The following is a 17,305-nucleotide window of genomic DNA, read 5'->3' on the forward strand; positions in this document are numbered from 1 at the left end:
TCTATCTCTGCAATAGATTATATTCATTACTTATTTAAAACAGCAAAACAGGCATCGGAAACCAATCGAGAGAAATTGTTCAGCGCGTTATCCACTGCATCATCCATATCGAAATAGCGATACTCGGCAAGGCGGCCCAAAGCAATCAGTTGCTGGAACTGGGCCAATTCATCGCGGCAAGTCTGATAATGCTGTTTGGCTGCATCGGTAAACAGCGGGTAGTAAGGCTCCAGCCCCTGCCCGGCCACATAGGTGCAGGGGTATTCATAAACGATGCTGGTGCCGGGATGTTGCTGCCCCGTCAGATGCTTGAATTCGGTGATGCGGGTATAGGCCTCTTCATTCGGATAATTGACCGTGGTCGCCGGCTGAAATTGAGCTTGCGGCAGATGACAGTGCTCAAAGCGCAGTGAACGGTACGGCAAGCCGTCGTGCCCCGCCGGCATCAGCTGATCCAGCATCCCCGTATAGACCAAGGGCCCGGCAAAGGGCACGCCATCCAGCAGTATCCGTTTCTGTTGCCAATCCAGACTGACGCGGGACCCCATGGGAATGGATAGCCTCACCTCAATCAAGGGGTTCGCCAAGATGCGCTCGAACATGGCGGTATAACCCTGCGCGGGCACCGCCTGCCAGGGATCAATAAAGTAACGGTCATCACGATTGACGACAACCGGCACGCGCGCAGTGACCTCGGGCGAGACCTGCTCTGGCGATACACCCCACTGCTTGCTGGTGTAGTTGACGAAGGCTCGCTCATAGATGAACTGGGCCAGCTCAGCCAGCAGAGGCTCAGCTTCCTGCCGCAGTGCCATGATGGGCACTCTGGCCCCCTCACCAAATCTGGCCTGAAGGGCCTCAATCATGGCCGCTGCCTTCTCCGCCGGAAAGCAGCGTTCAATGCTGGTCAGGTTGAACGGGATCGGCACCAACTGCCCGTCAATGCGTGACAACACACGATGCTCGTAAGGCAACCACTCGGTAAACTGCGACAAGTAGTCCCACACCTCCTTGTTGTCGGTATGGAAGAGGTGTGGCCCATAGCGATGGACCAACACACCATGCTCGTCATACTCGTCGAAGCAGTTACCCCCGATATGGTCGCGCTGCTCCAGCACCAGCACCTTCCAACCGAGCTGGCTGGCCATTCGTTCAGCCATGACGGCACCGGACAGCCCGGCGCCGATGACGATCGCCTGATAGCTCACGCTCTATCTCCAAACAGTTGCTGCATGACACGCGCGGGATGGGCCCGCTCTGCCCATGCCAATTGATGTCGTTCGTCGAAGAACCAACCCGGTGCTAGCCTTGCCACAGCATCGACCGACTGCTCGATAAGCTGAGTGAAGCGCACGACATCATCCTGCCGCAGAAAGTAGAGTGCGGCAGAGTAGTAGTGATGGGCACGCCCCTGGGCAATAACCAAGGGATCCGCCCCAAACGCAGCGGCGTTATCACAGGCCCGCAGCAGATCGCGCAGCGACTGCTCACGACGTTCTGCCGATTTGCGGGTCTGTCCGCCAAAGCTCTGGGTATGGAAGCGATAGCGGCCCAATAATTCGGGGATAAAATCCAGCGTCCCCGGATTGTGGGAGAGGTTCAAGATATGCCAGGGATAATCGAGGATGATCTTGCACCCCTCATCGATGGCATGTTCCATCCCTTCATAACGGCGAAACATTATGGAACTTGCATTGACGAACACCCCGAAGCGGATCAATGCCTCCCGTGTCATCACAGGTTCAAGATAGCGGGCATTGTAATAATCGCGGGTGAAGAGCTTGATCCGTGCATCGGTCTCATCATCAAACATCTCCGCTTCGTGGTAGCAAAGGGTGCAACCGGAATGCGCGTCCAGATAATCGGCCTGACGCTGCAGCTTGCCCGGCAGGGCCAGATCATCCCCGTCGACATAGGCGATATATTCGCCGTTCGCCTCTCTCAACAAGCGTTTCTGGGTTTTAGCCAACCCCATATTTTGCGCGTTCTGTAGTGCCCGTAGCCGAGGCCACTGTGACGCCAACCGCTGCATAATGGCCCAGGAGTCATCGCTCGAGCCATCATCAATGGCAATGACCTCAAAATCGAAATTGGTTTGCTGTTCCAGCAGACTTAGCAGACAGGGCTCGATAAAGCGCCCGAGGTTATACACCGGCACCAGTACGCTGACTTTCATAGAGGATCCAGAAGTAGAGTAAAAAAGAAGCGAATTGGAGAAAATGGACAAGGCTACCGCACGGTCTCTGTCAACCCTTCCTGCCCTTCATGGCAATATTTACTGCAAGAGCTGTGCCTGACCAAGCTAATTGATTGATATGACTTGATTTATGTGACCTGGAATCCACTATTCAATGCGGGCAAGCCGACGGCTACAGGCGGCTAGCATGTCGATGCCGTCCCAGAGCCATTCGAATGCCAGCGCCTGTCCCGGACTTGCCACCCTATCGATACGACAACCTGGCGATACCAGGAGCGCATGCTCAAGCTGCGTTATATCCGGGCCAGCCCAGACACAGGTCTGCATATCCCAAGGCTGTAGCAGCAACTCATCAAGGTTATCGGCAACAAATTCGGCGACTGTACCTCCTCCGATATGTGCAAGCCGCAAAGAGGCGGTGGGAGTCAATAAGGTGACGCCAGAAAAGGTGTCCAGCTGCATCTGGCCATCATGGGCGGCATTTTGTTGACTATTGAGAAGGCGTTCCATCATCAGGGAGGGATTATCTGCAAATGGGGCGAAGATCCCTTCGAGCAGACGACGGCGCAACGTACTGGCGGGAGTGCCCAACCAGCAAATCGTAGTGGGTGAGGCGCAGGCTTGTTGATTGAAACGGGTAAAGTCTTGTTGCAAAGCCGCGACCACTTGCCGCCACGCAGCAGCATCCAGGTTGGCGAGCCACTGGCTATCCAACACCGCCATGGAGCGGCGATCCGGAAACACGATTTCCTGAGCGCGGGGTGAGAGCGGAATAGCCCGTACCCGGCTGATGGTTTCATCACCTCCCCAGATAATACGAAGCCGACACCGGGCCGACAGCCAGGCGGTGATGCCCTCGTCGTGGTCATAGCGGATAAAACGGGTACGGGAGACAATCTCTTGCCACTCGGGCAGAGAGAAGAGCTTGTTCAGGATGGCCAGCATGGCCTCTTGCACCGGGTCGATGCGCGATGAGAGACGTACCACGGCCCCATTGCCCATCAGTAGCGCCATGATCCAGGAGTAGAACGCGACGGTCGGCACGTTGGAGGGGACCAGATGAAAAACCATCCCCAAGGGTGCACGCCCTGCCATGCGTTTGCGCTGTACCTGAATCTGGCGCGGCCGCAACCAAAAGCCAAAGGCGGCCAGATCCGGATTCTCTCGCCCCTCCTTCAGCAGACGTGCAGAGAGCGCAGCCACAAAATCGCAGATGACGGGCGCAAAGCTTGGCAGTGGGTGAGTGACAAAACCTTGCCAGCCGCTGACGGGAGCCGCGAAAGCAACCTCTGGCCCCGCTTGCCACACGGCATCTTCTACATCTGACCGGCTCACTGGAAAGTGTCGCTGCATCCCCTCACCTCTGCGCCTTGCTGACGTCCTGATACCTGAAAATAACGGCCACGACGGCCGCAGGGGCAATCATCCTCCCCCAGCAGCACACCAAGATCCTCGCTGAGCAAACTGTGGCCGGGATAACTTTGGGGAATGGCGGAGATCACCTGCAACAAGCCTGGCTGGCCGACCCCGAGCGGTCGATGAGTCAGCGGATCCCGCACCAGCAGATCGGCAAAGAGGGGAGCATGAAGATGGCCATGCTCACACTCGACAAATACCGACCCCACCTGCTCCACCATGCCATAGAAGTTGTGCACCCGACTCAGCCCCAGCTGTTCATGGCAACGTTGCTTGAAAGCCGGATTATCCACCGCGAGGTGTTGCAGTTTTTTCCAGCCACCGCTGTGAAAAAGCGTGCCGTGCGTCAACGGCAGTTGCAGACCTCGCTCACGCAGCGGCTCCAGCAAACATTGCCAGACCATGAAGGTGAAGCCGAACAGCAGGACCGGCTGGCCCGCATATTTGTCACAAAACGCCTCGATGACCGGCCAGTTGGGCCGCATCTGCTCATCGAGGGCATAGGTATGGTCACGGCCAAGGAAGGAGAGCCCCAGCGCACCGGCTCCCCGAGCGGAAAAACCGCTGCGGTTTTGAATCAGGGCGGGTTGCTCCACCAGCAGCATAGGCAGCCGTTGCTTGCCGACGAACTCTTGCAGGATCTTCACCAGCACCTTGCTCTGCAACGCGGCTGTATCCCGATCCAGCACAATGCGTGACGGCGTCCCCGTGGTGCCCGACGAGGTGAGCACCTTGAATACTTCTTCTTGCGGCACGCTCTGCCATTGGGCCAATTTGAACAGACGGGCGGCCAGATAGGGAAGCTCTTGGTAGGTCGAGGCCTGACCCCAGCCAAACGCCGACAGAATATTGGCAAAAGCTGGACACCCCTGCCCATGCCGCTGCGTCAATTCATTCAGGCGAGCAAGGAGCAGCCCACTTTTTTCCTGTTGGGGCAGCCCAAAAACCGGCGCATCAAACAGCTTGTTCATAGTTGCTCCAGCTCTGTTAACAGGGCCGGATAATCAATCTTCATATTGCTGCGTCGTGGCAAATGGTGTTGGTAGATACGCACGCTTGATGGTGGCACCATCAGCCAGCGGGCCACCTCCAGCTGTAGTGCGTCACAGGGGCACGCGTCTGCCTCGATGGCTACCAACAGGCGATCATCGCGGCCGGTCGCGGCGCAGGAATAGCCCCTCCCCTGCAACCAGGCTTCCAATTCAGCCAAGCTCACCCGTTTGCCAAACAGCTTCAGGAAACGGTTGATCCGTCCGGTCAGATAGAATCGGCCCGCCTCATCACAACGAGCCAGATCGCCAGTAAAGAGCGCATCCATATCACGCCCCCGAGCCAGATCTTCAGGGCGCTCCGCATAGCCCAGCATCACGTTTGGCCCTTGGTAAACCAGCTCTCCCTCCCCGTCAGGAAAGCCGGGCTCATGACGCAGAGAGAGACGCCCGCCCGGTACGGCACGGCCGATGGCATCCGGGGCAATCATCACTTCATCGTGTGCCAACCAAGCGATGCGCGGTGCCGCTTCGGTCTGGCCATACATCACGAAAAAACGGCGTCCCAGTAAGGAGGCCTGTTCGGCAAATTGCTTTGCCAGTGCCGGCTCAAGCCGCCCTCCGGCCTGGGTCAGGGTCATCAGACTGGGATAGCGGGCCCAGTCAAAACGCAAGCGGTTTAGCATCTGAAAGGTAAAGGGTACCCCCGCCACACTGGTGACCTGGTGGCGATTGACCTCATCCCAGAAGTGGCGCTCAAGGGGACTGGCAGTGCATGAAACCAGCGAGGCGCCAGCCAAAAGATGGCTGTTGAGCACCGACATACCGAAGGAGTAAAAAAGTGGCAACGAGGTGATGGCGCGCTCACGCCCGTTCAGCGCCAAGTATTCGGCGATGGCCGCGGCATTGGCATCAAGATTGGTTCGCGACAATCTCACCCATTTGCAGGACCCCGTGCTGCCCGACGTGGGCAGCAGCATGGCCAGCTCAGGGTGAAGTGAAGGCGCATCGCCAAGATGCGCAACTGCCCCATCCTCTAATACCCGCAGACTAACACCAAAGCGCTGGCACTGCTCATGGTGCAACCGGGCATCCTGTGCAGGATCGGCCAGCATGATGGCGTGGCCATCACGCAGGGCCAGCAAGTAGTGCAGCAGATGCATGGTAGACGTCACAAATGGCAGGTAGACCAAATGGCGGCCAGCAGGATAGATGGTGGCCAACTGCGCCACACGCCGAGCCAGCTCACCATAACTGAGCCACCCCTCTTGCGGGTCTCGCCAGGCGGGCTCGCTGTTACCCTCAACCAGATGGGCCAGCAAATCAGGCCGGTTCAAATCACCATCCCCCCATCGACCCCAATCACCTGCCCGGTCACATAGCTCGACAAGTCGGACGCGAGAAACAGGGCCACTTTGGCCACTTCATCTGGCGTGCCAATCCGTCCCATGGCGATGCTGGCCACCCGCTCGGCAAACTTCTCTTGCGGGATAGCATGCGCCATATCGGTATCGATAAACCCGGGGGCAATGGCATTGACCCGGATCTGGCTGGCGGCCAGCTCCTTGGCCAGTGACTGGGTAATACCGATCACCGCCGCCTTGCTGCCGGCATAGCAGCTTAGCCCGGCGGCCCCCACCTGCCCCATCAGGGAGGCGAGATTGATGATGCTGCCACCACCACTGCGCCGCATCAGGCGGGCGGCATACTGGCTGCAGTAGATCACGCTAAAGGTATTGTTGCTGAATGTCTTTTGCAGATGGGTCTGGTTAGCCATCCCCAATAACGCCTCTTCCAGCATGCCGGCATTGTTGACCAGCACATCCAGCGATCGGCTCTGGGTAAAAAGTTGTTGAAAGGCCTGCTTGACCGCCGACGGGTCAGCCACATCAAAACAGAGAGGCTGGCAGGGCACGCCAAACTCGGTACCAATCGTGGTCGCCAGCTGGCTCATCGTCACCTCATCACGGCCTCCCAGCCACAGTTCAGCCCCCTGAGAGGCAAACTGACGGGCGATGGCAAGACCGATGCCACGCCCGGCACCGGTGATCAACACCCGCTTGCCCTGCAACAGCCCCTGCATCAGAAAGCGACCCCGTACTTGACTAGGATCTCGCGTGCCTTGGCGACTGAACTCATGTCGATAATGTCATCGGTGTCGAGCAACACGCCGTAGTTATCCTCCAACTGGGCAATCAGCCCCATGTGGGCGACAGAATCCCACTGCGGGATGCTGTTGTAGGCCAACCCATCGCTGACGCTGCCGATATCAATACCCAGCGCCTCGGCAAAAACCTGTTCCAATGCGATTGTCATCTGAAAAATCTCCGTAGCCGCTCACGGGCGGCATAGTAATTCGCCGGCAGCAGTTCCAATGCAAAAAATCCGTTCTCTTGTCCTATCTGGCTATAACCCAGTTGTTCATTCAAGCGTAGGGCAGAGCGATTGTTCTCCCGAACCAGAGTGCGAATACAACCGATATGCAACTCATCAAAACCCTGATCAAGCTGGGATAGGGCAGCAGCAATGGCCAACATGGGATGCCGCACGGTTGAGTTGCCCAGATAGAGCCCCGCATCGGCGATCGCCTGACCCTGCAGCTCGCCCTGAGACTCACCTTTCAGATTGACGTAACCCGCTCGCACGCCCTTGCACCAGAGCACCCAGTGCTGCTGATCCCGCCGCTCACGGGTGGCGGCAAACCATTGGCGCTGTTGCCGCGGTGAAATACGCGTCTGGGATACCATCTGCATTCGCACCTCATCCTGATTGCGCCAACGCCGCAAAGCAGGAAGATCCCACAGCGCTATCGGGCGTAGCTCAACGCCATAACTCATCTTCAACGCCATCCAGTTCCATGACCCGTCTCTCTTATCGACCACACTGCTGCCATTCCGTAGCAAAAATCGATAATACAAGCAGAAAAACCAGTATAATATCAAAAATAATCAAAGAGTTGTCATCGATTATCCTGGCTTTGGCCAGTCATTAATCCAGCAGAGAGAGCCCATCATGGCCATCGCCATTATCCCGGCCCGGGGTGGCAGCAAACGCATTCCACGCAAGAATATCCGCCCCTTTTGTGGCCAGCCCATGCTCGCCTATTCCATCCTGGCGGCGCAACAATCAGGCTGTTTCAACAAGGTGGTGGTCTCCACCGATGATGAGGAGATTGCCGAAGTTGCTCGTCAACTGGGCGCGGAAGTGCCATTTCTTCGGCCTGCAAGCCTCGCCGATGATCACACAGGTACCACCCCTGTGGTGATCGACACCATCCAGCGGCTCGACCAGCTCGGCAGCCAGGCAAAGCACTACTGCTGCATCTATGCCACGGTCCCGCTTATTCAAGCCGATGACTTGAAGGCCGCCCATCAGCGACTGAGCGCAAGTAATGCTCCCTTTGTCTATACCGTGGCCGAGTTTGGCTTCCCTATCCAGCGCGCCGTGCGCATGGATGAGCAGGGCCGGGTCACCCCCTTCTGGCCGGAGCAGATGGCGAAACGCTCTCAGGATCTGGAGCCCGCCTATCAGGATGCCGGCCAGTTCTATTGGGGGACGCGGGACGCCTGGTTGGGTGGTATAAGCCCGGTGGGGGGAGAAGGGATTGGCCATATTCTGCCAAGACACAGGGTAGTCGACATCGACACGCCGGAAGATTGGCACCTGGCCGAACTGCTCTATCAAGTGCTGGCCCAAGATGACGTTTAGGGTTGCCTTCCGGCTCGACGCCGGCGCCGAGATCGGGCTGGGCCACCTGATGCGTTGCCTGGCCATCGCCGATCGGCTGCACGCCGCCGGGGCCGAGTGCCACTTCCTCTGCCACTATCTGCCGGCGCACCTGCTGTCGTTGCTGCGGCCCCATCACCATCATCCCCTGAGCGCGCTGGACGCCGCCGGCCCGTTGCCTGGCTTGCAGCCCGATTGGCTGGTGTTTGATCACTACCAGATTGACCAGCGGCTCGAAACCCAGCTGGCCGCCCACTGCCGCCGCGTGCTGGTGATCGATGATCTGGCCGACCGACCGCACCACTGCCAGCTACTGCTGGATCAGGGCCCCTTGCGCCGCACCGCCGATTACCAGCCGCTCACCCCAGCCGATTGCCGGCTGCTGCTGGGCACCGACTATGCCCTGCTGCGCCCCGCCTATCGCCGGCTGGCGCGGCCACACGCCAGTCAGTGGCAACGGGGCCTTGTCTGCTTTGGCGGCGCCGATCCCGCCGGCGCCTGCCTCGTCACCCTCAACAGCCTGGCCAAGCTGCCCTGGGCCCGCACCATTAGCTGGACCCTGGTGGCGGGTGGCGCCAACCCCTTCTGGCCCGAGCTGGAACAGATAGTGACCGAGCTGGCCGACCTCGATTTGGTGCTGCTGCGCCAGAGCGACCAGATGGCCGACCTGATGAGCCGGCACGACTTCGCCATCGGCGCCGCCGGCGGCATGACCTGGGAGCGGGCCTGTCTCGGCCTGCCGACCCTGGCGGTGCCCATCGTCGACAACCAACAGTTTAACGATGAGGTGATCGCCCGCTTTCAGCTGGCAGAGCGGCTGACCCTGAGCGAACTGGCCGAGCCTGAGCGGCTGATGCAGGCCCTGCAACGACTTGAATTGCAAGCAGATAACTATCGCTGCCGCGGCCAGCAACAGGTGGATGGGCTGGGGCTGGATCGGCTCACCGCCTGGCTGCTACCACAATCCGATTATCAACTGTTGCCAGATGGCCAACAGTGGCAACTACGCCATGATGATCAACTGCTGCTCACCCTGACTCTGGACGGTCAGCATCTGACATGGCAGGCCGCCCGGCCACTTCAACCAGCGGAGTGGCAAGAGCTGGCACATCGCTTGCAAACAATTTTCTCCCAATTTCCCCTCTATCTTGCCGAGCCACCGCAGATAGCGCCCCCTGCCCCCTGGCAGCCGGCGCCGCAAGGCTGGCAACTTGGCACAGGAATCTGAACACAGATGCAGATCGATCATCGCCCCATCAACCAGGAACAGGCCCCCTATGTGATTGCCGAACTGTCGGCCAACCACAATGGCAATCTGGACCGCGCCCTGGCCATCATGACCGCCGCCAAAGCAGCGGGTGCCAGCGCCGTCAAGCTGCAGACCTACCGGCCCGACACCATCACCCTCAACAGTGATCGGCCCGAGTTCCAGATCCACGGCGGCCTCTGGGATGGTCGCAACCTGTACGACCTTTACGAGTGGGCGCACACCCCCTGGGAGTGGCACCAAGCACTGTTTGCCAAAGGGCGCGAGCTGGGGCTGACGGTCTTCAGCAGTCCGTTCGACTTCAGTGCGGTGGATCTGCTGGAATCCCTCGACTGCCCGGCCTACAAGATCGCCTCCTTCGAGCTGGTGGATCTGCCCCTCATCCGCTACGCCGCCCAGACCGGCAAGCCGCTTATCATGTCCACCGGCATGGCGAACGAGGCCGAGATCGCCGCCGCAGTCGAGATGGCACTCAAGCACGGCAACGGCCAGCTGGCCCTGCTGCACTGCGTCAGCGGCTATCCGGCGCCGGCAGCCGAATACAACCTACGTACCATCCCCATGTTGCGCCAGCGCTTCGGGGTCGAGGTGGGGCTCTCCGATCACACCCTGGGGTCGGCCACGGCCATCGCCGCCACTGCGCTCGGGGCGACCCTCATCGAGAAGCACTTCACCCTGGCCCGCGCCGACGGCGGGCCGGATTGCGCCTTCTCCATGGAGCCGGCCGAACTCACCGAGCTGGTAGCCTCGGTCAATACCGCTCATGCCGCCCTCGGTGTGGCAGATTACCAGCTCACCGCCAGTGAACAGGGTAACCGTGCGTTTCGCCGCTCCCTCTATCTGGTCAGGGATATTGCAGCCGGAGATTTGCTCACCGCAGAACACATCAAATCGGTGCGCCCCGCCCTCGGCCTGCCCCCCGCCGATTACGATCGGCTCATCGGCAAGCGGGTCAACCGCAGCCTGAGCGCTAACCAACCACTGAGCTGGGAGTGGATAGACAACGATGAGTGATGATCTCTTCAACCAGCACGGCAGGCTCATCAGCCAGCGCTGGCCCGCCCTCTGGCCCCGCTTGCTGGCACAGGACGTTGAAAGCCTGCCGGCCGAGCTGACCGAAGGTCTCGGCTCCACCCTAAGCCTCCACGGCATACAGCTCACCAGCCGGCACGACCGGGTGAAGGAAGCCGAGCTGCAGGCCGCCAGCCTGCCCGAGCAGCCGGTGCTGCACCTCTACGGCACCGGGCTCGGCGATCTGCCGCGCACCCTGCTGGGGCGCAGTAGCCTCAAGCGGCTGGAAGTGAAGATCATGAATGGCGCCCTGTTTGCCCTTGTACTGCGGCTGCTAGACCAGCAGGACTGGCTGACGGACCCCAGGGTCGAGCTGATGATGGCCGGCGACGAAGGGGAGGTGCGGCTGCCCTTCTTCGCCCTGCCGCCCGAGCTGCTGCTGGTGGAGGATGCTGCCGCCCGCATCCGCGACCGGCTGGTGAGTGAAATCGATTTGCCGTTCGCCCGGGCAAGGTTCGACGCCGAGCACCCCGACATCACCCGGCGGCTGGCGGAAAACCGCGATCTGCTGGCCGGCGACGGCGATGTGGCCTCCCTGTTCGGTCTGGCTCAGGGCAAGCAGGCGCTGATCGTGGCGAGTGGCCCAACCCTGCAGCACAACCTGGCCACCCTGCAGGCCCAGTTGCAGCGCCGTCGGCAGGACTATCTTCTGATTAGCGTCGATACCGCGCTGGCGTTTTTGCTCAGCCACGGTATCCGGCCCGACATCGTCGTCACCATCGATGACGCCATCCACGGCAACCGGCTGCCCGCCGCCCAGTCGGCCCAGACCACCCTGGTCTATTACCCCACGGTTCCCACGGCAGCCCTGCTGGCCTGGCAGGGGCCACGCATGACCGCCTACTCCCGCAGCCCCATGTATCAGCAGCTGCGACAGACGCTCCCCAAGGGCGTGCTGCACTCGGGCGGCAGCGTCATTCATCCCGCCGTGGATCTCGCCGTGCAGATGGGTTGCCGCCAGGTCATCCTGCTGGGCACTGACTTCGCCTTTCCCGGCGAGCTCACCCACTCGGGCTGGGCCGACGGTGCGCTCGGCCCCAGCGCCGCGCTGGCCCTCAGCTGGGCCCTCGACGGCCATGGCCGGCGGGTCAAGACCAATCCAAACTTTTCCGCCTACCGCACCGAGCTCGAGCGCTACATAGCGCGCCACCCAGAGGTGCAGTTCTGGAACTGCAGCCGGGAAGGGGCGGAAATCGCCGGCTGCCGCTATCACCCGGAGTACGTGCAATGAAAAACGGCCAGATCACCCGCCTCACCGCCCTGGCGCACCAGTTTCGGCTGGGGCAGTCGGTTGCAGCGAGTCAGGCATTGCCGGAACTGCTGCAAGAGGTGCTCACCGAGCAGGGCAACCTGCCACCCGGACTGGTAGCCGCACTGCTGCAGTGCCAGGAGCGCCAGGACTGGCTGGGGCTGGCCGACTACCTCGAATATGAAGTGGTGCACTGCCTGTCGACCCCGGCCGGCGACACCCCCACAGGAGACCATTGATGATCAAGGCCATGTCCAACGCCTCCGATGAGGAGCTGTCACGCCGCCAGACCTTCAGCGAGTTGCTGCACACCAGCCCGCTGCCCGCGGCCGAGTTGCAGAACAACCTGGGCCTCTACCTCAAGCGCCAGTCGCTCTCCCGCATCCTGTTCATGCACGAGCTGTATCAGAAGATCGTGCCGGTCCACGGCGTCATCATGGATTTCGGCACCCGCTGGGGTCAGAACCTGGCGCTCTTCTCCTCGTTTCGCGGCATGTATGAGCCTTACAACTACAACCGCAAGCTGGTGGGATTCGATACCTTCAGCGGCTTCCCTTCCCACGCCCCGCAAGATGGCAGCGACGCCGCCATCCAGCCCGGCGCCTACGGGGTGACGCCAGGCTATGAACAGCATCTGGCCCAACTGCTCGCCGCCCATGAGGCGGAAAGTCCCCTGGACCATATCGTCAAGCATGAGCTGGTGAAGGGGGATGTGACCGAGACGCTGCCGGCCTATCTGGCTCGTCAGCCGGAGACCATGGTCGCGCTGGCCTATTTTGACTTTGATCTCTACGAGCCGACCCGCCGCTGCCTCGAGCTCATCAAGCCGCACCTGACCAAGGGATCAGTGCTGGCATTCGATGAGCTCAACTGGCCCGCCTTCCCGGGGGAGACCCTGGCCCTCAAGGAGGTGCTGGGGCTGGATCGCTACGCCATTCGCCGCACCCCGCACAACCCGGGACCAGCCTATCTAGTGATCGAGTAGTCCGGTTGCGGGCTGAGGCGACGCAGCAGCCCGGCCTCCAGCAGCATCCGCGCCAGCGGCTCCACCCGCCAGAACGGCACCCCTATGGTCTCGGCGATCTCGAACAGGGTCAGCTTGCCGTCGCTGTAGGCCAGCAGATTCATCATCTCCCGCACCTGCCAGCCCGAATAGCGGGTCGACAAATCCGGGTAGAGCCCCCGCTTGCCGAGCTGGGGCTCGCCCAGCACGGTGACCTCGCAGCGCTCATCTCGCTCCAGACACTCGATGGCCCGGCGCAGCGCCAGGAATCCACCCGCCAGACCGGCCGGCGTCACCAGCGAGAGATCATCGAGCGAGGTGTGGTACTCGGCATAGCAACCGTATCGGCTGCGCATCACAGAAGTGACCGGCAGATCGATGCCGGGCGCGCACAGCTGCCGCTCGTTGGAGCCCCGCTCCAGGAAGCTGTACGCCTTGTAGCCCGGCGCCAGATGGCCGAGCACATGGCGACCGATGCGATCCGCCAGCGTGTTGCCCTGGCGGGAAGGGAGGAAGGAGTAGCCGCGGTCATCGCCAAGACAGGTCAGGTTGAAGCCGGCCAGGGTACGCTGCTTGAGCTGATCCAGATGGCGGGAGAGATAGACGATGGCCCCCAGGGTTTCAGGCACCAGCATCAGCCGGTAGCTGTAGCGACGTGTGGGCAGTGACGCCAGCCAGGCCATCAGGAAGACACCGACGCAGGGGCCGGAGAGCTCGTTGTTGGCCATGGAGGGGTGACAGGTGTAGCTCGACAGCAGGATCTCCTGCTCGCTCTCCCCCGGCAGCACCCAGTCGCCATAGGTGAGCGAACCCGGTGCCAGGGTGGCATCGATCACCACCTGATATTCTCCCTCCGGCAGCGCCTCTCGCAGCCGATGGGGCAGACAGAAGCCCCAGCGGCGCTTGTAGTAGGAGGTCACATAGGGAATGGCATCCGGCTGCTCGGGCAGAGAGTGAAGATGGGGCTGCAGCTCGGCCAGCGAGAGGGTGCAGCGTACCGGCTCCGAGTAACCGACCAGATGCAGGTTGTGATCCTGGAAGTCCACCACTCTACGTCCATCCGGCCCCACTATGTAGGCCTCCCGCACGTTCCACTCGTCAGGCACGGTCCAGTCGAAACACTCGGTGCCGCTGGCCACTTCATGGATCTGCAGCTCGGGCAGGCAGTGCTCGCGCCACAGGGCCAGCGACTGCCGAACCCCGTCCCCGGTCAGGCTTCGATTGAGCGGAAACAGCAGGGTGAGCAGCCGATGCAGTTGCTCACCGATCTGTGCCTGGTCGTCCCAGTCGGTGGGCAGATAGCCGCTCTTGGGTGAAAAACTCATGGGGTGGGTGCCTCGATCAATTCGACAATGTGGCCAAGGGGGCTCAGGAAAAACTGGACGTGGGCGCCGCCAAACGCGATGGCCGGCTGGCTGGGCCCGAGGGGAAGATGACGCTGGGCCCGCAGTTTTTCGGCAGCCATTGCCAGGTCTGCCACCTCATAGGCCAGATGATTGAGCAGGTTATGACGGGTTCGTAGCGCCTGACTGACGGGGCTATCATCACTGGCAGGTGCAATCAGTTCATAGCAAATCCCCGCATCATCATAGGCAAAACAGATATGCACCCGCTGCAACGGATCGAGCACCGGCTCGCTAAAGCGGGAAAGCCCGAGGGTCTCGCAACAATAACGTACGCCAAGATCCAGTTCGGCCACCACCAGTCCAATATGGTGCAGTTTCATCTCCCCTCCCTGATGAGCGCATGGGGATGGACAGCGATCAGCTCTTTTGCCACCGCGGCAAAGTCGGCGCAGCGAACGGCCCAGACTGGTAAACGGCCAAATAACCCCTGGTGCCATTTGTCCTGATTTTTAAGGGCTTCAACCAGACGGGAAAGATCTATCTCGCTGGCCAGATCGAGTCTTCGCACAAAGTAGTCACAATGCCAGGGGCGCACCATTCCCTGCTCGCGGACATCACCCTCAAAGCGTTTCATAAAGCGATAATCGACACCTAGTTGCTGCTCGACATAGTGGGTGAAGGTAATGCGATCGGGATGACAGGCAAAACCGGCAATCCAGCCATCGTGAGCCGCCAACCAGGCGAAGGGGCTCTCTTCACCAAAGCAGTCATGACCCCCTGCTGCAACCACCTGGTCACGCCCCGCGCCCCATACCGCAACGCTGAAGATGGGATCGCGGGTCCGCGCAACCCCTGGCAGAGTGCGAAACTGCTCCGTCATCAACCCGACTTCACTGGGGGATGTCGCCCTGTCGAAACAGCTCTGGCGAGTCAGGCTATACGTGAATGTTGGCACCAGCAGAGTGCCCTCGTTTCCAAGCCACTCCTGCATCCCCAACCAAAAAGCATGCATGCCGGCTTCATTGCCCCGTCCAGGAAACTGGGCCACAGCCATGGCGTCAGTGTGAACCATGATAGCGCTCCCTCGTGCGATCCCAAGGGAGCCAAGAACATGAGAGAGAGCTTCAATCACAGCACAAGACCACGCCGCAACAGCGCATCACGAATGTCCTGAAGTTGCTTCATCTTCGCCAGCTCTTCAGGCTCGAAGCGTACCGAGAACGTCTGCTCAACCAGCAGCAGAAAATTGAAATGACCAAGCGAATCCCATTCCGGAAAGGCCCCAAGTCCCAACTGATAGTCGCCTCGCGTGACGGTTGCAGAAGGAAACTGCTGTTCCAACAAAGTGAAGAGATCAGTCATGGTGATAAAACTCCAAAAAAGGCAAATTCAGCTGTTCGAGCGCCAGACTATGGTAATGCTCATGGGAAAAACGGGCGGGATCCGGATTATCACAGGGGGTCAACGGCAGGGATGCCAACCATGTCAGCGCAGGTTCATTACGTGCACAACGATTCGAGCCAATAACCAGACGCTCGATCCCCGCCTCGCGCAATGCAGCCGAGACGCTATCCAGTAACCAATATTCGAGTCCTCTGGACAACACTCTGCAACTCAGAGCCAGCGTATCGAGCAATGCCAGTTTGGGCGTGAGGTTTATGATCAGCACCAAGCCAACCAAGCCATGATCGGCAAAGCGATCCTGCAACGACACTAGCCAGCACCAGCCAGACTGCGCCAGCCGTTTGAGCTCGCTCGCCTCATATCGCAGACAGGAGAGATTAAACTGGTTGGTTTTATGGATGATCTGCTCGGCACGAGCAAGGTTATCCACCGCCAACGGCTGTATCGCCGCACGCAACGACAAGGAGGCGAGAAAATGTTGTTCACTGCCAACCTCGCTACGTAACCGGGCGGCGTCTGCCAATGCCAGATAGGAGGCTTGACGAAGAGCATCATCACCACTGAATATGCGCGAGAACCCCCCATAAGTGAGCAAGGTTGTAGGCCATGCCCAAATATCTACTGGTGGTTCAATGACATCGACTTGTGGCAGGGCATGGCGAACTTCAGCCCTTTCCAGGGGGGAATCATCCCAGAAGACCAAGGCCTCAAGCCCCAGATTGAGGCTGGCAGCAATATGTCGCAAACCTTGAGATTTCGAGCCCCAACCAATGGCAGATGCTGCAATATTTCGCCTTTTGAGTCTCATGGCGCCATGCTGCTCAAACACCAGCCAAACATCTGCAGGCTCGTTTTTAGAGCACAATGCCAACAACACGCCGCGCTGATACCAGTAGAGCGCCGCATCCTGAAACGACTGATAGAGTTTGCCGAGACCGTCCTGACCAAGGTAAAGGCCAGTCAACCCCTCTTCACCCACTACCCCCCCCCACAGGGTATTGTCACAATCGAGCACCAGCACCTTGCGTATTGGCGCCTGATCAAGCATCCAACGCGCGGCAATCCAGTCGGCAAGGCTGGTCAAGCCGTGCATCGAGAGAGGACAAGAAAGAAGGTAACGATTACGCTCGTCCACACAATGGGCTCGCCCCTGCTCAGAGAGCCAGCGACCCAGCCCCAAATCCCTAATGTGGTGACGTGCAAGCGCTCGGGTAAAGCAGACATCCAGCTGCATCATCCAGGGATGAAGAGCGCTACTCACACCACCGCCTTGCAGTGAACAGGCACCAAGATAAAGATGAGGGAGCCCCCGCAGTGGCGAGAGCAATGCTTCCAACCAGGTGTCGATGGTCTCGGACAATGCGGGTTCAGCCAAGGTGTACCAATGCTGGCATTCGCTGTCGGTCAGCAGTTGCTCCCAAAACCAGAGCACCAGATGTCCGTCACAAGCGGCCATCGGCTGCCATTGACCTTGAGGGCAAAATTGCAACTGTGCATGTCGGGCCAAAGGAGCCCATGCCACATTACCGGGCATGAGAAATGCGGTGGATGCCAGGGAAAGGGTGGCCATATATGCACCTGAAAGGATTAAATACTTCTATATCATACTGTTAGGGAATGGAGATGAACAGAGTCAT

Annotated in this window: 19 protein-coding genes; 6 read left to right on the forward strand and 13 right to left on the reverse strand. The window is 59.9% G+C overall.

Going from position 1 to position 17,305, the window contains the following annotated elements; genetic code table 11:
- Positions 1-26 precede the first annotated feature (26 nt).
- The 8 genes from glf to G5221_RS02975 form a co-directional block, all read right to left on the reverse strand.
- A complete protein-coding gene (glf, locus tag G5221_RS02940) occupies positions 27-1,208 on the reverse strand; it encodes a UDP-galactopyranose mutase (RefSeq protein ID WP_421262788.1) in 1,182 nt (393 codons plus the stop codon).
- Complete coding sequence (locus G5221_RS02945; RefSeq protein WP_421262789.1) at positions 1,205-2,176, reverse strand: glycosyltransferase family 2 protein; 972 nt, start codon at positions 2,174-2,176, stop codon at positions 1,205-1,207. Before G5221_RS02945 ends, glf begins: the two co-directional genes overlap by 4 nt.
- Before the next feature lie 168 nt (positions 2,177-2,344).
- Positions 2,345-3,550: an acyl-CoA reductase gene (locus G5221_RS02950; protein WP_421262790.1), complete on the reverse strand. Its 1,206-nt coding sequence runs from the start codon at positions 3,548-3,550 to the stop codon at positions 2,345-2,347.
- Positions 3,529-4,584 (reverse strand): acyl-protein synthetase, encoded by a 1,056-nt coding sequence (locus tag G5221_RS02955; RefSeq protein WP_421262791.1) that lies wholly within the window; start codon positions 4,582-4,584, stop codon positions 3,529-3,531. Before G5221_RS02955 ends, G5221_RS02950 begins: the two co-directional genes overlap by 22 nt.
- Positions 4,581-5,939, reverse strand: coding sequence for an AMP-binding protein (locus tag G5221_RS02960; RefSeq protein WP_421262792.1), 1,359 nt, complete (start codon positions 5,937-5,939; stop codon positions 4,581-4,583). The genes G5221_RS02955 and G5221_RS02960 overlap by 4 nt, the downstream gene beginning before the upstream one ends.
- Positions 5,936-6,685: an SDR family NAD(P)-dependent oxidoreductase gene (locus G5221_RS02965; RefSeq protein ID WP_337073751.1), complete on the reverse strand. Its 750-nt coding sequence runs from the start codon at positions 6,683-6,685 to the stop codon at positions 5,936-5,938. The genes G5221_RS02960 and G5221_RS02965 overlap by 4 nt, the downstream gene beginning before the upstream one ends.
- A complete protein-coding gene (locus G5221_RS02970) occupies positions 6,685-6,918 on the reverse strand; it encodes an acyl carrier protein (RefSeq protein ID WP_005346661.1) in 234 nt (77 codons plus the stop codon). Before G5221_RS02970 ends, G5221_RS02965 begins: the two co-directional genes overlap by 1 nt.
- On the reverse strand, positions 6,915-7,451 hold the full coding sequence (locus tag G5221_RS02975; RefSeq protein ID WP_336885333.1) for a GNAT family N-acetyltransferase: 537 nt from the start codon (positions 7,449-7,451) through the stop codon (positions 6,915-6,917). The genes G5221_RS02970 and G5221_RS02975 overlap by 4 nt, the downstream gene beginning before the upstream one ends.
- Positions 7,452-7,614: 163 nt before the next feature.
- On the opposite strand from G5221_RS02975, the gene pseF reads away from it, so the two are divergent.
- The 6 genes from pseF to G5221_RS03005 are packed head-to-tail and all read left to right on the forward strand — an operon-like array spanning position 7,615 to position 12,900.
- Positions 7,615-8,310, forward strand: coding sequence for a pseudaminic acid cytidylyltransferase (pseF, locus tag G5221_RS02980; protein WP_236768428.1), 696 nt, complete (start codon positions 7,615-7,617; stop codon positions 8,308-8,310).
- Positions 8,300-9,556, forward strand: coding sequence for a UDP-2,4-diacetamido-2,4,6-trideoxy-beta-L-altropyranose hydrolase (pseG, locus tag G5221_RS02985; RefSeq protein WP_421262793.1), 1,257 nt, complete (start codon positions 8,300-8,302; stop codon positions 9,554-9,556). The genes pseF and pseG overlap by 11 nt, the downstream gene beginning before the upstream one ends.
- A 6-nt stretch (positions 9,557-9,562) precedes the next feature.
- The gene (pseI, locus tag G5221_RS02990) at positions 9,563-10,609 is read left to right on the forward strand and encodes a pseudaminic acid synthase (RefSeq protein WP_421262794.1); all 1,047 of its coding nucleotides are present in this window, start codon (positions 9,563-9,565) and stop codon (positions 10,607-10,609) included.
- Positions 10,602-11,897, forward strand: coding sequence for a motility associated factor glycosyltransferase family protein (locus G5221_RS02995; RefSeq protein WP_421262795.1), 1,296 nt, complete (start codon positions 10,602-10,604; stop codon positions 11,895-11,897). The genes pseI and G5221_RS02995 overlap by 8 nt, the downstream gene beginning before the upstream one ends.
- Positions 11,894-12,154 (forward strand): hypothetical protein, encoded by a 261-nt coding sequence (locus G5221_RS03000; protein WP_042005608.1) that lies wholly within the window; start codon positions 11,894-11,896, stop codon positions 12,152-12,154. Before G5221_RS02995 ends, G5221_RS03000 begins: the two co-directional genes overlap by 4 nt.
- On the forward strand, positions 12,154-12,900 hold the full coding sequence (locus G5221_RS03005) for a class I SAM-dependent methyltransferase (RefSeq protein ID WP_252603058.1): 747 nt from the start codon (positions 12,154-12,156) through the stop codon (positions 12,898-12,900). The genes G5221_RS03000 and G5221_RS03005 overlap by 1 nt, the downstream gene beginning before the upstream one ends.
- Here the strand turns inward: G5221_RS03005 and G5221_RS03010 are convergent.
- Genes G5221_RS03010 through G5221_RS03030 form a run of 5 tightly spaced genes read right to left on the reverse strand, consistent with a single transcriptional unit; the run spans position 12,882 to position 17,238 of the window.
- Positions 12,882-14,243 carry a DUF4910 domain-containing protein gene (locus tag G5221_RS03010; RefSeq protein WP_421262796.1) on the reverse strand — a complete coding sequence of 454 codons (1,362 nt, stop codon included), beginning with the start codon at positions 14,241-14,243 and terminating at the stop codon, positions 12,882-12,884. The two genes, G5221_RS03005 and G5221_RS03010, sit on opposite strands and share 19 nt — an antisense overlap.
- Positions 14,240-14,644, reverse strand: coding sequence for a VOC family protein (locus G5221_RS03015; RefSeq protein ID WP_005346679.1), 405 nt, complete (start codon positions 14,642-14,644; stop codon positions 14,240-14,242). The genes G5221_RS03010 and G5221_RS03015 overlap by 4 nt, the downstream gene beginning before the upstream one ends.
- On the reverse strand, positions 14,641-15,396 hold the full coding sequence (locus G5221_RS03020) for an AAC(3) family N-acetyltransferase (RefSeq protein ID WP_408082949.1): 756 nt from the start codon (positions 15,394-15,396) through the stop codon (positions 14,641-14,643). Before G5221_RS03020 ends, G5221_RS03015 begins: the two co-directional genes overlap by 4 nt.
- On the reverse strand, positions 15,393-15,626 hold the full coding sequence (locus G5221_RS03025) for an acyl carrier protein (protein WP_227340795.1): 234 nt from the start codon (positions 15,624-15,626) through the stop codon (positions 15,393-15,395). Before G5221_RS03025 ends, G5221_RS03020 begins: the two co-directional genes overlap by 4 nt.
- Entirely contained in the window at positions 15,619-17,238 is a 1,620-nt protein-coding gene (locus G5221_RS03030; protein ID WP_421262797.1) for an HAD-IIIC family phosphatase, read from the reverse strand. Before G5221_RS03030 ends, G5221_RS03025 begins: the two co-directional genes overlap by 8 nt.
- Between the last annotated feature and the right edge of the window lie 67 nt (positions 17,239-17,305).

Origin of the sequence: Aeromonas sp. 602200, assembly GCF_049173895.1 — a bacterium.
Taxonomy (GTDB): domain Bacteria; phylum Pseudomonadota; class Gammaproteobacteria; order Enterobacterales; family Aeromonadaceae; genus Aeromonas; species Aeromonas veronii_A.